At 41.4% G+C, this 15,109-nt stretch carries 17 protein-coding genes; 4 read left to right on the top strand and 13 right to left on the bottom strand.

What is annotated here, in order from left to right; all coding sequences use genetic code 11:
- Window positions 1-213 precede the first annotated feature (213 nt).
- Window positions 214-1,179 (top strand): alpha/beta hydrolase, encoded by a 966-nt coding sequence (locus tag L3Q70_RS06055; RefSeq protein WP_237115078.1) that lies wholly within the window; start codon window positions 214-216, stop codon window positions 1,177-1,179.
- 129 nt (window positions 1,180-1,308) lie between these two features.
- A complete protein-coding gene (locus tag L3Q70_RS06060) occupies window positions 1,309-1,731 on the top strand; it encodes a hypothetical protein (protein ID WP_237115079.1) in 423 nt (140 codons plus the stop codon).
- A gap of 89 nt (window positions 1,732-1,820) precedes the next feature.
- On the opposite strand, the gene L3Q70_RS06065 is transcribed toward L3Q70_RS06060, so the two are convergent.
- On the bottom strand, window positions 1,821-3,443 hold the full coding sequence (locus tag L3Q70_RS06065; protein ID WP_237115244.1) for a M28 family metallopeptidase: 1,623 nt from the start codon (window positions 3,441-3,443) through the stop codon (window positions 1,821-1,823).
- 398 nt (window positions 3,444-3,841) lie between these two features.
- On the opposite strand from L3Q70_RS06065, the gene L3Q70_RS06070 reads away from it, so the two are divergent.
- The gene (locus tag L3Q70_RS06070; RefSeq protein WP_237115080.1) at window positions 3,842-4,435 is read left to right on the top strand and encodes a TetR/AcrR family transcriptional regulator; all 594 of its coding nucleotides are present in this window, start codon (window positions 3,842-3,844) and stop codon (window positions 4,433-4,435) included.
- Window positions 4,436-4,444: 9 nt separating this feature from the next.
- Window positions 4,445-4,951, top strand: a complete 507-nt coding sequence (locus L3Q70_RS06075; RefSeq protein WP_062570640.1) for a YdcF family protein — start codon at window positions 4,445-4,447, stop codon at window positions 4,949-4,951.
- A gap of 36 nt (window positions 4,952-4,987) precedes the next feature.
- On the opposite strand, the gene lipA is transcribed toward L3Q70_RS06075, so the two are convergent.
- The 12 genes from lipA to lptE all read right to left on the bottom strand — a co-directional run bounded on the left by lipA (window position 4,988) and on the right by lptE (window position 15,109).
- Window positions 4,988-5,953: a lipoyl synthase gene (gene lipA, locus L3Q70_RS06080; RefSeq protein WP_193988618.1), complete on the bottom strand. Its 966-nt coding sequence runs from the start codon at window positions 5,951-5,953 to the stop codon at window positions 4,988-4,990.
- Window positions 5,950-6,603 (bottom strand): lipoyl(octanoyl) transferase LipB, encoded by a 654-nt coding sequence (lipB, locus tag L3Q70_RS06085; RefSeq protein ID WP_083515365.1) that lies wholly within the window; start codon window positions 6,601-6,603, stop codon window positions 5,950-5,952. Before lipB ends, lipA begins: the two co-directional genes overlap by 4 nt.
- 19 nt (window positions 6,604-6,622) lie before the next feature.
- Window positions 6,623-6,901, bottom strand: a complete 279-nt coding sequence (ybeD, locus tag L3Q70_RS06090) for a DUF493 family protein YbeD (RefSeq protein WP_062570642.1) — start codon at window positions 6,899-6,901, stop codon at window positions 6,623-6,625.
- A gap of 182 nt (window positions 6,902-7,083) precedes the next feature.
- Window positions 7,084-8,244, bottom strand: a complete 1,161-nt coding sequence (locus tag L3Q70_RS06095) for a serine hydrolase (protein ID WP_062570808.1) — start codon at window positions 8,242-8,244, stop codon at window positions 7,084-7,086.
- 54 nt (window positions 8,245-8,298) lie between these two features.
- The gene (locus tag L3Q70_RS06100; protein ID WP_237115081.1) at window positions 8,299-9,066 is read right to left on the bottom strand and encodes a septal ring lytic transglycosylase RlpA family protein; all 768 of its coding nucleotides are present in this window, start codon (window positions 9,064-9,066) and stop codon (window positions 8,299-8,301) included.
- Window positions 9,066-10,172, bottom strand: a complete 1,107-nt coding sequence (rodA, locus tag L3Q70_RS06105; RefSeq protein ID WP_062570644.1) for a rod shape-determining protein RodA — start codon at window positions 10,170-10,172, stop codon at window positions 9,066-9,068. The genes L3Q70_RS06100 and rodA overlap by 1 nt, the downstream gene beginning before the upstream one ends.
- Window positions 10,169-12,049, bottom strand: a complete 1,881-nt coding sequence (mrdA, locus tag L3Q70_RS06110; protein ID WP_062570645.1) for a penicillin-binding protein 2 — start codon at window positions 12,047-12,049, stop codon at window positions 10,169-10,171. The genes rodA and mrdA overlap by 4 nt, the downstream gene beginning before the upstream one ends.
- A gap of 8 nt (window positions 12,050-12,057) precedes the next feature.
- Complete coding sequence (gene rlmH, locus L3Q70_RS06115) at window positions 12,058-12,528, bottom strand: 23S rRNA (pseudouridine(1915)-N(3))-methyltransferase RlmH (RefSeq protein ID WP_062570646.1); 471 nt, start codon at window positions 12,526-12,528, stop codon at window positions 12,058-12,060.
- A gap of 27 nt (window positions 12,529-12,555) precedes the next feature.
- Window positions 12,556-12,873: a ribosome silencing factor gene (gene rsfS, locus L3Q70_RS06120; protein WP_062570647.1), complete on the bottom strand. Its 318-nt coding sequence runs from the start codon at window positions 12,871-12,873 to the stop codon at window positions 12,556-12,558.
- 56 nt (window positions 12,874-12,929) lie between these two features.
- Window positions 12,930-13,565, bottom strand: coding sequence for a nicotinate-nucleotide adenylyltransferase (gene nadD / locus L3Q70_RS06125; RefSeq protein WP_237115082.1), 636 nt, complete (start codon window positions 13,563-13,565; stop codon window positions 12,930-12,932).
- A 12-nt stretch (window positions 13,566-13,577) separates the two neighbouring features.
- Window positions 13,578-14,618 (bottom strand): DNA polymerase III subunit delta, encoded by a 1,041-nt coding sequence (gene holA / locus L3Q70_RS06130; protein WP_237115083.1) that lies wholly within the window; start codon window positions 14,616-14,618, stop codon window positions 13,578-13,580.
- Window positions 14,618-15,109 carry an LPS assembly lipoprotein LptE gene (gene lptE / locus L3Q70_RS06135; RefSeq protein ID WP_237115084.1) on the bottom strand — a complete coding sequence of 164 codons (492 nt, stop codon included), beginning with the start codon at window positions 15,107-15,109 and terminating at the stop codon, window positions 14,618-14,620. The genes holA and lptE overlap by 1 nt, the downstream gene beginning before the upstream one ends.

A 15,109-nucleotide genomic window follows, 5' to 3' on the forward strand; every position in this document is an offset into this window, starting at 1 on the left:
CATCACTTGCTTCTTACAGTACAGAATCTAATTGTCATTCATAAATAATGCTGCTAACTTGTTAAAATTAAAAAGTTAGTGCTATTTTTCGGCCTTAAGTAATTGGAAATTTGGCTTAGTGTTATGGCATAAGCTTGGTATTTATTTAATGACACATACTGACAGGCAAGCATTAATAATTACTGTGATTTAATGTGTGTTCAGGGAAGCAGAATGAAAAAACAAGTAGGAAAAATCAGTAACAGTCGAAGAGACTTACTAAAAAAAGCGACCGCAATGGCAACCATTGCAGTCGCTGGTACTGTTGTTGGAAATGCTCAGGCGCAAACAAATGGCACACCTGTTAATGCAAGTAAAATAGAGCCTAAATATTTACCTATACCAAAACAGGTTCCTGCAACCGAAGGTGTCTTACCTCTTTCAGGAGGAGCTGGACTTTATTATTGGGACACAGGGGGCGAGGGTCCTGTTATTATTCTCTCACACCCTGGTAGGGGGAGTGCATTAACTTGGCCTTATCAACAACCTGTTTTTGCAAAAGCTGGCTTTAGAACAGTTGCCTACTCTAGGAGAGGTTATTTTGGCTCACCCGCTGGCTCAAAAGATGATACAGGCAATTATGCTGATGATCTTAATGCATTAGTTGAGTTTTTAAGCATAGAGAAATTTCATATTCTGGGTTTGGCCGCAGGAGGCTTCGCCGTTTCGGATTATGTTGTTTCTTACCCTGAAAAACTACTCAGTATGACAATCGTTTGCAGCTTATTCGGCTTATGGGATAAAAATATAGATGAACGGTTAGACTTTATTCTGCCTAAAGCTTTTTCTGACTTGCCGCCCGAATTTAAAGAGTTAGGAGCTTCTTACCGCTGGGCACATCCTGATGGCGTTAGAGAATGGGTTGAAATGGCCAAAAAATCGAGAGGAGATGGAGTTTGGCATGGGCAAGAAGCTAAGAGTAAAATCACATGGGAAAAAATTAGAAACGCTAATGTGCCTACCTTTTTTATTACAGGGGGAGCTGATTTATATCAACCACCTTCTATGATGCGAGCAGCTGCTCGAGAAGTTCCTCATAGTGAAACGCTTATCGTCCCAGAGGCTGGGCATGCTGTTCAGTGGGAACAATCTGAATTATTTAATAATGCCGTGCTCGAGTTTATAAAAAAGCATAGTTAAGCATTTTTAGCATATCGTTTGCTGAGTGATATTTAACAAACCAATTCCGGCAGGTGTTAAGCGCCGCTTCAGAGTTTAGCTAGAGGCGGAGACGCCCTGAATAAAGGAAGTTGTATTAAGGAAGATGTAATGAAATATCTAATAACTCTCGTATTATTTTTGTCGATGAACCTAAGCGCGAAAGTAGACGAGCTCTACTATAAAGCCTACGATCAAAAGGGGTTTAAGATGACGATTGAAGAAATAGAAAGAGGCTCAAATTTTTCTATTTTAGAGGTTGATATTATTGATACGGATGCTCAAGGTGCGTTCTCTATAATTGCTGCGGCAACTTCAATTGGAACAGAGCTGGAAAAAAGCCATTTCACTGTGATAAAGGAATATAAAAAGGGCAAGCTTTATTATTACAAAATGTTTTTTACTTCGGATATTAGTAAGGATCCATCGTTGGTATTTCCCAATGAGATGAGCGAAGAGAGGCTAAATACCCATAAGGAAATCGGTTATTTATCGATAGAAGATTTTAAGCGCCCCCTGCAGGTGAAAAATTAAATGAATAAGACAAAAAATTCGAACAATCAAATTCAATTTCATTCATCGAGTCTGATTGTTCGAGTTAGCGTCATTCAGCGAATGCTTAATTATTTCCTATCTTCTAAACGGCGAGCTTTGAAGTCAGAATCAGCTTTCCACTTTGGCCAATCACCGTTATTGGCAAGCTTGACAGCAATATCAACAATGAGTTCAATATCTTGCTCAACGCCACCCATTGACCATTGTGGCGAATAGTCATCTGCTTCTTTATGGTATTTATGAGCAATGTAGTCTGGATCGGTATCACCTAGGCTCATAAACAACAAGCTAGGCACACCTTGTTTAGCTAAAGAGAAGTGGTCTGAGCGGAAAAACAGACCGTTTTGTGGTCTTGGGTCCATTTTGACGTGGCGGCCTTGTGCTTTGGCTGCATCAGCTAGGTAGTCTTCCATTTCAGACATGCCTTTGCCGTATTGTAAAATGTAATCAACGCCATCAAGCACATTCATGCCATCAATGTTTAGTAGTGCCACCATGTGTTTTGTAGGCACAATCTCACCGGTAGCAAACTGCTCAGAGCCAATTAAACCAGTTTCTTCTGCGGTGAAGTTGGCGAAGATAATAGAGCGTTTAAATGGCTTTTTCTTGTGCATTTCACTAAGAATGCGAGCAATTTCAATTGTCGCTGCGCTCCCAGATGCATTATCAACAGCACCATTGTAAATCTTCAGACCATCATCAGTTTGCTTGGTACCAAAATGATCCCAATGTGCACCAATAACAATGTACTCTTCAGGGGTTTCACTACCAGTAAGTGTAGCAACCACATTATGAGATTTTGCTTGTGAAATATCACTTTTAAGCGTCAGTTCGGCCTTAGCTTTTAAATCAACGGGTCGAAAGTCTGCTTTTAATGCGTTGGCTTTTTCAGTTTGATAATCAAAACCTGCTTGCGCGAATATTTCATTGGCAGCTTGTTCATCAATCCAACCCATAACAGGAACGTCTGAGGCATTTTTATCTTGGTCGATTAAGGTATATTTACTGCCCGTGTTAGAGCTTTCTACAACGCCCCAAGGGTAAGCAGCAGGGGCTGTTTCGTGGACGATGAAAACAGCTTTTGCACCTTGACGCGCGCCTTCTTCGTATTTGTAAGTCCAACGACCATAATAGGTCATCGCATTACCAGTGAATAGTGTCTCATCTTGAGTAGCAAAACCTGGATCATTAACAAGTACTATGATTGTTTTGCCTTTGACATCAATATCAGCAAAGTCATTCCAGTTGTATTCTGGCGCTTTAATACCGTAGCCAACAAACACAACATCAGAACCATCGATGTTTATCTCAGGGTTAATTTGCTGCGTACGGGCGGTAAAATCACTACCCGCATTAAAGCTTAAATCACCCACTTTCAATGTCATGTTTTGATCAGGCGTGAGTTTGGCCATAGTAACAGGTTGCAAAAACTCGCCTTTGTAGCTACCTGTAAGGCCAAGCTTTTTGTATTCATTTGCTAGGTAGTTAATTGTTAGTGTTTCGCCTTCAGTGAGTGGTCCACGACCTAAAAATTCATCAGAAGCAAGTGTTTTAATATGTGAACGTACATTATCAATGCTCACAGTTTCATTGTTTATTACGCTTTCACTGGTATTTGATGCAGGCTCTGAGCAGCCCGCTAAACCAATTGCAAAGGCTAGGCTTGCGTATTTTAAGTGGGTTATCATCATTTTGTCTGGTTTATTGAACATATCCTCACTATATTAGCAGGGAGTGAGGCTGTCCACAAAGACGCTTTCAATAACTAATTATTCAGGATAAAGGGGTAGTCATGCACTTTTCATCCTTTCAATTTTACTACTATTGGGCTCTGCATCAATCTTCTTTCCAGAAATGAATCGTTTTAAGATACCTTGTGTTTTCTGAAAGCGAGGTCTCAACTTGAGCGCTATTGTGAAACTTGCCGCCTGTTAATTGTGCTGAGTGGCGATTGCTAGCTATGTTAGAAATTTTATATTGCCACTAAAGTTACACTGTTTAGTGTCGTTTTCATGGTTTACATCAAAAGTAAACCATATAGTGCAATTTTTGTTTTTGCGTTACACTGGCTAGGTAATCGGAGGGGTCGATGAAATTATCACAAAGAAAGCGATTAGATATTTTAAATGCTGCAGAAACTCTTTTTTTTCAACAAGGGTTTGAGCATACCAGTATGGATCAGGTAGCGAGTGTAGCTGGGGTTTCGAAGCGAACGGTTTACAACCACTTTGAGAATAAGGATGTGTTGTTTCAGGCTATTTTAGTCTTTATGTTTGAAAAAGTACGTAAAGACAATGCTGTGCTCTTTAATAGCGATAAACCCGTCAATGAGCAGCTTACACAAATAGCCGAACAAGAAGTTGCTTTATTAACTTCTAAGGCGTTTTTAAAAGTAGCAAAAGTTGCCTTTATGCAGATGTTACAGCAACCTAACTTGGCCAAATCACTTGCTAACAATAGTATGGGGTGTATGCAAGATTTAGTGACGTTTTTAGAACAAGCCACGCTTGCTCAAAAACTACAAGTTGAAGATGCAGAGTTTGCAGCTAAACAGTTTGTCTACCAATTAAAGTCATTAATTTTTTATCCGTTACTTTATGGGTTTGAGCAACAAGACAGTAAAGCTAACACAGAGATCATTAGGCAAACGGTTAAAATGTTTTTAGCCCGATACCAAGTTTAAGGACTGCAAATGAAAACAGGGATTGTCGTACTCGGTGCACCTAATGACGCGGATGGCAGCTTATCGGTAATTGCAAAAAGTCGTTGTGATAAAGCATTCGAGGTGTATTTAAATAACCCAGATAGCTATATTTTATGTACTGGGGGGTACGGTAGTTTTAATCTCAGTGCTCACCCACATGGTTATTTAACGCAGCGATATTTAATGAGCTTAGGGGTTGCTGAAAAAGTTTTTTTAGATAATGCACCCAGCCGGTTTACGTTAGAAGATGCGACACTTGCAAAACCTATTTTAGAAGCAGCGGGCATTCAAAAGTTAATTTTAGTCAGTTCAGAGTTTCACATTGAGCGTGTTGGGTATGTTTTTAAGCACGTGTTTCCTTCTATGATTTTGCAGACTGTGTCGGCTATAACGCCCATCTCTGAAGCTGAACTTGTTAAACTATACGCTCATGAGCAGTCTGCAATGCTCAGAGAAGAAGAGAATATTAAGCAACTAAAAAACCGCGAATTATAAAATATCGCGGCTTTTTTAGTTTTATATATTGGCGTATTATTTTACTTCTTTACCAGCTGCTTGTTGGTCAGCATGATAGCTTGAGCGAACAAACGGGCCGCAGGCAGCATGCGTAAAGCCAATCTCATCTGCATAGTCTTTTAAGGCATCAAACTCTGCTGGCGGCACGTAACGCTTTACTGCTAGGTGGTGTTTAGATGGTTGTAGGTATTGACCTACAGTTAGCATATCAACGTTATTTTCGCGAAGGTCGCGTAGCACTTCTTCAATTTCGCTAATTTCTTCACCTAAACCTACCATCAAGCCAGATTTCGTTTTCACATTAGGGTGTGCTTCTTTAAAACGGCGTAATAGCTCTAGTGACCATTTATAGTCAGCCCCTGGACGAGCAAGCTTGTATAAACGCGGTGCAGTCTCTAGGTTATGATTAAATACATCAGGGGGTGTTTCAATTAAGATATCAAGCGCACGGTCCATACGGCCACGGAAATCAGGCACAAGGATTTCAATTGTGATCGCAGGGTTATGCTTGCGAATCTCGCGGATACAATCAGCAAAGTGTTGTGCACCACCATCGCGTAAATCATCACGATCAACTGATGTGATTACAACGTAGCTTAGCTTCATATCTTTGATAGTCAGTGCCAGTTTCTCTGGCTCTGCAGCATCTGGCTTTAATGGACGGCCGTGGGCAACATCACAGAATGGACAGCGACGTGTACAAATTGCACCTAGAATCATAAAGGTCGCAGTACCGTGGTTGAAACATTCAGATAGGTTAGGGCACGATGCTTCTTCACATACTGAGTGTAAACCATGCTTACGCATAGCTTGTTTAATGCCATCAATACGTTCGGTTGATTTTGGTAAGCGAATTTTTAGCCATTCTGGCTTACGCAACATCTCGTTTTTTTCAGTTGGTAAAACTTTAACTGGGATCAGTGCCATTTTCTCTGCATCACGCAGTTTTACGCCTGGTTCCATTTTGACTGGTTTATTCATTCGTTTTCAAACCCTTCAGTGTGCTTAACCACAGTAGCATTAAGCTTTTTAATCATGTGTTTTACAAGCCCTGCACCTGCTTGCTCGAGGTTTTGTGGGCCATTTAGGTCAGTTGTTTGCACCATGTTCATACCTGCATAGCCGCATGGATTGATCCGTAAAAAAGGCGCTAAATCCATGTTTACATTCAGTGCTAAACCGTGAAAAGAGCAGCCGCGACGGACACGAAGACCAAGTGAGGCTACTTTACTATCGTTTACGTAGACACCCGGTGCATCGGCTTTGGCGTAAGCATCAATATCATAATCTTTAAGCGTATCTATAATACACTCTTCTAACCAAGTGACGAGTTCACGCACACCAATATTTAAACGACGTAAATTAAACAGCACGTACATCATTTGTTGGCCTGGTCCGTGATAGGTAACTTGGCCACCACGATCCACTTGAATAACTTCAATATCACCCGTGTTTAGCAAGTGTTCTGCTTTACCAGCTTGGCCTTGTGTAAATACTGGTTCGTGTTCTACTAACCAGATTTCATCCGCGGTATGTTCATCACGAGTATCAGTAAAAGATTGCATTTTTTGCCAAATAGGCATGTAACGCTGACGACCTAACTGACGAACGATTAATTCTCTTTCGCTCACGACTTACTCCGTAATCAGCCTATAGCATATGACGTACGTCATCGATGTTGCTGATCACGTTATAGATTTCTTCAATGTGCTCTTTGCTTGTGACCGTTGCAACAAGCGTTACTGATTCGTAATTACCTTTGCTGCTTGGCTTTACTTTAGGTGCGTAATCACCCGGTGCAATAGGTTGCAGCTTTTCTAAGACTTGATCTGTCAAGTTTACATTTGCTAAGCCCATGATTTTAAATGTAAATGGGCAAGGGAAGTCTAAATACTCATCAAACTTAGTATTTTTAACAGGTTGAACCACGACGGTGACTCCTCAAACAGTGAGTGTGCTTAATAGAGATTTTCTCGGCCATTTCTTGGCGTTAAGCAAACTAGGTTATGACGCACTCGACCCAGCGCGACTGATATGGGGCGCATTCTATCATTTTTCAGGCAAAAAAAAACGCCTTGCGATGCAAGGCGTTTATAATCTTTTATTCGTTATTACATTATTTGTAAACGTAGGTAATCATAAATTTTGCTAAAGAAGCTACCTTCTGCTACTTCCTCTAGTGTAACTAGTGGATATTGCGCGATTTCTTCACCTTCAAGCTGTAAAAATAAAGTACCTACTTTTGTCCCTTTTTCAAGCGGTGCTTCTAAGGTTTTATCAAGCTCAAAGTTTGCTTTTAAATTTTTACGTTGACCACGAGGGATCGTAATCGGTGTATCTTCTAAAATGCCCAAAGATACATTTTCTTTGTTACCCATCCAAATACGTTGCTCAGCGAAGCTATCGCCAGCTTTGTACGGTGTAATTGTTTCGAAAAAGCGAAAGCCGTAGTTAAGTAGTTTTTTACTTTCAACTTTACGTGCGCGCTCACTTTCTGCGCCCATAATTACTGCAATTAAGCGCATATCGTCTTTAGTCGCAGAGCTGACTAAACTATAACCCGCTTCTGATGTGTGGCCTGTTTTGATGCCATCAACATTCATGCTCTCATCCCATAACAATGAGTTACGGTTATATTGTTTAATGCCATTATAAGTGAATGATTTTTTAGCATACACTTCGTATTCATCAGGCACGTCACGAATAAGTGCAGCGCCCAGTGTCGCCATATCGCGTGGAGTTGTGAAATGCTCAGTTGTATCTAAACCGTGGCTGTTGATAAAGTGGCTATTAGTCATACCTAATTTTTCAGCATGAGCATTCATTAAATCAGCAAATGCACTTTCACTGCCAGCAATATGCTCGGCCATTGCCACACAGGCATCGTTACCAGATTGAATGATGATGCCATGGTTAAGGTCATCAACACTGATCTGTTTACCTACTTCGATAAACATTTTTGATGATTCAGGGAAGTTCTTTGCCCACGCTTTTTCACTCACTGTAACCATATCGGTAGGTGATATGTTACCTGCTTTAATTTCAGTACCAATTACATAACTGGTCATCATTTTGGTTAAACTTGCAGGCGCCAATTTGGTATCGGCTTCGCCTTCTGCGATCACTTTACCGGTGGTGAAATCAACCAAGAAGTAACCTTTCGCATTAACTTGAGGTGGGGCAGGGATGATTTGGGCTGTTGCAGAGAAAACGCTAGCAGTGCAAACAAGGCCACAAACGCCACTTAAGATTTTATATTTTATAGATTTCATCATACTCATTAATGGTTAAAGTTAAACATGTCGCGTTAACCTATTCTAAAGGTCTTACTCACTGTAAAGCAAGAACGCGTTCTGAAATTGGTTTTGTTTTAATTTGTTCAAGACAGTTTGTGCTTCAGCAGCATCTTTGATTGGACCGAGTCGCAAACGATAAATTCCGTCTTTTTCAACAATATTTGTTGGTACATGGTATTGCTGACGCAATTGAAACGCGAGAGCTTCGACGTTAGCAAGTGTACTGCCTGCAGCAACCTGTATGTAACTTAAACGTGGGGCAGAATCGGCAAGTGTAATTGCTTCAACCTTAACACGCGCTGTACCTTTTGTGTAATAGCCTAGCTTGTAAGCGGCTGCATAAGACAGGTCAATTAGCCTGTCATCATGAAAAGGGCCGCGGTCATTTACTCGAACGATGACAGATTTACCATTATCTAGATTAGTCACACGGGCAAAACTGGGTAAAGGCAGTGTTTTATGAGCGGCAGACATAGCAAACATATCGTATATTTCGCCGTTAGAGGTGTGATAATTATGAAATTTTCGACCGTACCAAGAGGCAATGCCTTCCTCAGAATAACCGGTTTCATCAAGCATCGGTGTGTAGCGTTTACCAAGCACTTCATAAGGACGACCCGCACTTGCACTTTTTACAACTGGTGTGACGACGGCATCTTGCATTTCAAGCTCTGTAGGTTTACGCAGCGGAGCAGCATCATGTTCCATTGCATACCTGCCTCGTTGTGAAGAGGAGCTACATGCTGTAAGTAACACACACATTAAAACAATAAATAGAAGATTTACTCGGTTTATCATTATTTTAAAAGCATCCTTTTATCGGTAGCGATGGACATAATAATGCCAAATCCGGCCATCAGGGTTACCATCGATGTGCCACCGTAACTAATTAATGGTAAGGGAACACCCACAACAGGAAGTAAGCCCGATACCATGCCAATATTTACAAATACATAAACAAAAAAGGTTAACGTGAGGGCTCCAGCTAGAAGTTTACCAAATGCATCTTGAGCATTAACAGCAATATAGAGTCCGCGACCTATGATAAATAGGTACATGCAAAGCAGTAAGCACACGCCAAAAAGACCAAACTCTTCACTGAGTACTGAAAAAATAAAGTCAGTGTGCCTTTCTGGTAAAAATTCGAGTTGTGATTGTGTACCTTGCAACCAACCTTTTCCTTCTATACCACCAGAACCAATGGCTATTTTTGACTGAATTATGTGGTAGCCAGAACCAAGAGGGTCGCTCTCAGGATCTAAAAATGTGAGTACCCGCTGGCGTTGGTAGTCGTGCATTCCATAATGCCAAAATGGCCATGCTGCGAGCGCGATGGTTGCACTAAAAAAACCAATCAAGCGCCAACTTAAACCAGACAAAAACAACACAAAGATGCCAGAACTGGCGATTAAAATCGAGGTACCTAAGTCAGGTTGCTCTTTTATTAAGACGGTTGGTACCATCACGATTGCAAAGCCAATAATCAGGTGGATGACTCTCGGTGGTAAGTGGTTACGCCCGATATACCATGCAACCATCATAGGAACGGCTATTTTCATTAATTCAGACGGTTGAAATCGAGTTACGCCCAAATCAAGCCAACGTTGAGCTCCTTTTGAGCTAACGCCGAATAGCAAAACACCAACCAGCATTAAAAGCCCCACACAGTAAAGGGGTATAACCATGCTTTTTAATGTGTTAGGTGAAAATTGAGCAAGAATAAACATACCTAGCACAGCGCCAAACATGCGAGTTGCATGGCGAACCATCATTGCTGAATCTTGGCCACTGGCGCTGTACACAATAGCAAGACTCGCTACCATCATAGCCATTAGGGCAATGAGCAGTGGTAAATCGAGGTGAAGGCGCTGCCAAATAGAGCGCTTTTTATTTAATGGGATCATGGCGCATCACTTTGAGCTGTTTGAATAGGGTTAGCTGAGAAGTAGTAATCCATTAATTGACGGGCGATTGGTGCACCAACTGTACTACCACCACCAGTATTTTCTACGACCACAGAAACAACAATCTGCGGGTCATTATAAGGTGCAAAGCCAATATAAATCGCGTTGTCGCGTTGTCGCTCTTTTAATGATTTAGCATCATAACGTTCACCTTGTGCAATACTAACAACTTGTGCAGTTCCCGTTTTACCAGCAGGGTCATAGGTCGCCCCTTTAAATGCTTTATGGGCTGTCCCTGTGACTTTATGCACCGTGTTGTGCATCGCATCAAGTGCAATTTGCCAGTGATGTGGATTTTTAAGTACTACGGGAGGCTTTTCTTCATTATTGATTTGCGTTACTTCGTTTTCTTTTTTGGCTACTTGCACAAGGTGAGGAGGGTGGTCCAAACCACGGTTCACCAAAATGTTAGTTGCATTGGCTATTTGCATCGGAGTGGCGGTCCAATATCCTTGTCCGATACCCACTGAGATTGTATCGCCTCGCCACCACGATTCTCTGAAACGGGCTTCTTTCCATTCTTTGGATGGCATAATTGCCGTTGTTTCTTCATGAATATCAATACCAGAGAGCTCGCCAAAGCCAAACTGAGTCATAAAGTCACTGATTTTAGTGATGCCTAGTCGATAAGCTACATCGTAAAAGTAGGTATCACATGACTCTTCAATGGCTTTGTAAACATCGACATGACCATGGCCCCAACGCCTCCAGTCACGCCATTTGTGCTCAACATTAGGTATTTGAAAAAAGCCGGGATCCCAAATTTGTGTTTGCTCGGTAACCAGCCCTTCTTCCAATGCTAAAATAGCCATGTGCGGCTTCACTGTTGATGCAGGGGCATATCGGCCTTGTGTTGTACGATTTATAAGTGGTCGATCAGGGTTTAGTAATTCTTTGTAATCTTTACTACTGATACCATGAACAAACAAGTTAGGGTCGTAGCTTGGATTTGAGTATAGCGCCAATACTCCGCCATCTTTGGCATCAAGCACAACAACCGCACCACGCATATCTTTTAAGGCATGCTGGGCAATTTGTTGTAAACCTATATCGAGGGTAAGCACTAAATCATGGCCAGGCTCTGGAGGGGTAAGGCTTAAAGTACGAATTACTCGACCACGGTTATTTACTTCAACACGTTGTGAGCCAACCATGCCATGCAGAAGTTCTTCATAATACTTTTCGATACCCAGCTTACCGATATCATGGGTGGCACGGTAGTTAGTCGCCTGATCCTCCGCTTCGAGTTTTGTAAGCTCTTTTTTATTAAGCTTAGCAACATAACCTAGGGCATGAGTTAATGTGTCACCATATGGGTAGTAGCGAGCTAGGCGAGCTTCAATACTAAACCCCGGGAATTTATGCTGATTTACCGAAAACTTTGCTACTTCGGTTTCATTTAATCGTGATTTGAGTACTTGGCTTTTAAAGCGACGGTTATGCTTTATATCATCTAAAAAGTCAGCTTTTTGTTGTTCACTGATATCGATAATCTGTTGAACAGCTGTGAGCGCTTTATCGAGGTCGTCGACATCTTCAGGGATCACCTCAAGATTGTAAACTGGTTTGTTTTCTGCCAGTAATACTCCATTTCGGTCATAGATAAGGCCACGGTTGGGCGCAATCGGAATGACTTTAATACGATTATCGTTCGAACGAGTTTGGTAATCTTGGTGATCAATGACCTGTATGTTATATAAATTTGATAATAAGACACCAATTAGCAGGGTAACAAACACAAAACCCACAAATGCTCGGCGAGCAAATAAGTTTGCTTCAGCCGAGTGGTCTCGAATCGTGGGTCTGTGTTTTCGCATTGGTTTTACTACTCGCGATGATAAGGGTGGTTGTTATTCAAGCTCCAGCCACGGTAAAGGCTTTCGGCAACAATAATACGCACTAAAGGGTGCGGTAGTGTTAGGTTTGATAGTGACCACTTTTGTTCAGAGGCTGCGATACATTCAGGTGCTAAGCCTTCAGGGCCGCCAATTAACAAGCTAACATCACGTCCATCAAGTTGCCACTTCTCCATACTCTTAGCGAGTTGATGCGTATCCATTGGTTTACCGGTTACTTCCAAAGTAACAATACGGTTACCCTTTGGAATAGCCGCCAAGGTTTTTTCACCTTCGAGTTGTAAAATACGTTTGATATCCGCATTTTTACCACGCTTTCCTGCTGGTATCTCAACAAGTTCAAGTGGCATATCACGCGGAAAACGGCGTTGATACTCTGTAAATCCGGTTTCAACCCATGCTGGCATTTTTGTGCCAACAGCAATCAATTGTATCTTCAAAATGCGTACCTATGTTCTTGCTAAGGGTTAACCCCAAAGTTTCTCTAGATCATAGAAGTCACGTGTTTGATCTTGCATTACGTGTACAACAACATCACCTAGGTCAACAAGTACCCATTCGCCTTCGTTTTGGCCTTCATAACCAAGCGGCTCTTCACCCGCGTGACGCGCCTCTTTGGCAACGTGATCGGCAATTGATTGTACGTGACGCTTAGAGTTACCAGAGCACACTAACATATAGTCAGTAATATCAGATTTACCACGAACATCGAGTTGTACCACATCACGAGCTTTCATATCGTCGATTTTATCAAGGGCAAAGGCGAGTAGTTGTTTAGAATCCAAAGTGTTTTCTCAAAATTAAATTATCGTAATTTGTTATTTTATCACGCAACCGCTATTTATTCATCTGTTTGGTAAAGATGATGCAGCGCGATATATTGACCGACGCTGTGTGGTAAAAGTTCCGTGATGTCATCATCTAAAAGTATTTTTTTTCTGATTTTACTGGATGCGGCATCAACTTGTAAGCCATTTAAAAAGAACAGCTTACCAGCAGGATTATGCGCTAGTTGGTGAAGGTCACCCGTTTCAGCATGTGTTTTATAATCAGCCAGTTCACCCATTACTTGGCAGGATTGCCCTGGGCGTTGATACACCACAATATGACATAGCTTGACAATTTCTTGCCATTTAAACCATTTATCTAAGTTATTGAATGAATCCATGCCAATTAAAAACATAATCGGTGTAGAGGGGTTTTCTGCACGCAGCTCTTGCAAGCTCAACAGTGAATAGGACGCACCTTCTCGATTAAGTTCTCGGTAATCAATGGCAAAATGTGGATTGTTTTCAATCGCGAGTTTGAGCATATTAATGCGGTGCTCATCGCTTATACCTGGCTTAGCTTTGTGAGCAGGTATTGCGCAGGGCATAAAATAAAGCGTGTCTAAGCTGCATTGCTGAACACATTGCTCAGCCATATTAATATGACCTAAATGGATTGGGTCAAATGTGCCACCAAAAATAGCAATCATCAATCACCACGCTTAGTCGAATGCTGGATGGCAAGGTAGTGCCATTTCGACAGGCTGACAAAACACTAAACATATATGTGTTAATGCTTGATAAGGTGCAACTAGATTCCCTTGCTTATAAGCGGCATCAAACTGCGCTAGGTGTTTAGTGATTTGTTCAAGGGCTTTAATATTAAGGCGGTTTAGGGCTTGTTGAGTCGTTGCTTGTTGGTTTTTCCAAATATTAAACTGTTTGTATAAATCAGCCATATTGGCACCATTTAAGCGCCCGTGTTGCATTGCCAACAAACTTCCTGCTTCTTTATTAATAGCCCAAAAGATACTCATGGCTTCCGTGTTGTCATCAGCAAGTTTACTCATAATTTTAACGACTTGTTCAGACTGACCTTGTAAAAGAGCATTGCTTAAATCGAAAATATCAAACTTAGATTGATTAAGTAGTCCTTGCATCACCGCTTGTTGATCAACTAAATCACTACCATACAGTAGCGATAGTTTTTCAAGTTCTTGATGACAAGCAAGCAGGTTACCTTCAGTGGCATCAATTAAGCTTTGTTTTGCATTGTTGTGCAGATTTAGGTTTAAACTGTCGCATTGGTCATCAAGCCAGCGACTCAAGTGATTCCCTGTTAGTGGGTAGCAAGGTACAAATACACCTTGTTTATCAAGTGCTTTAAACCACGCGCTACGTTGAATGTCTTGACTGGCTTTAGCACCTTTTAACACTAAAATAGTGTCTGGATTGACAAGCTCTACGAGCTGTTTAAATATTTGGCTACCTTGCGTACCAGGTTTTTGCTCGTTTAAGTCAAACTCGATTAAAGTACGCGCACTAAATAACGACATACTTTGATATTGGGCAATGATTTCTTGCCAATCAAAGCCTGGCATTAGTGTAAATTTAATAACTTCATCAAAGCCTTGCTGTTTAGCTGCTTGACGAATTTGCATGACGCACTGTGTAATTTGATAGGGCTCTTCACCAAACACCATGTAAAAAGGCGCAAGGCCTTTTTTTAACTGGCTAGGTAGCTGGTTTGCATAGCAACGCATTACAGTTGTGACAACTCTCGTACAATTCGACGACTTGCTTGCTTACGAATTTCGCTTAATAACAAGTCAAGCTCTTTGGCCTTTGCAAGCGCATTATCAGGGTCGTCTTGGTAATTACGATACAGCTCGAAGTTTTGGTTAATAGCTGGCTGACCAGGTCGTTTAAGTGTGTAACTAACACTGTAGGCTAATTCATATTCTGCAACTTGACCATTGTCGAATAACGATAAGATCTGACGCTCTAAGCGATCTCTATGAATTGTTAGCTCCGGCAATAGTCGATCGCCATGCTGAAGTTCAACCTTACTAGCAATCAACTCTTTTTCGACTAGCTCGAATAAGGCCGATTTCTCATCATCACCCACCAGTGAAATGACGTTTAAATCGTCAGGTAAGTTTGAGGCTTTCTTTAAATGAAAGCCGCAACTTGTTAGTAATACACAGACTAGCACAAGGGCTAGTCTGTTTTTAAGTGCGTGAAGCGTTGCCAT

This window comes from Pseudoalteromonas sp. CF6-2 (assembly GCF_021729425.1).
Taxonomy (GTDB): Bacteria; Pseudomonadota; Gammaproteobacteria; order Enterobacterales; family Alteromonadaceae; genus Pseudoalteromonas; species Pseudoalteromonas arabiensis.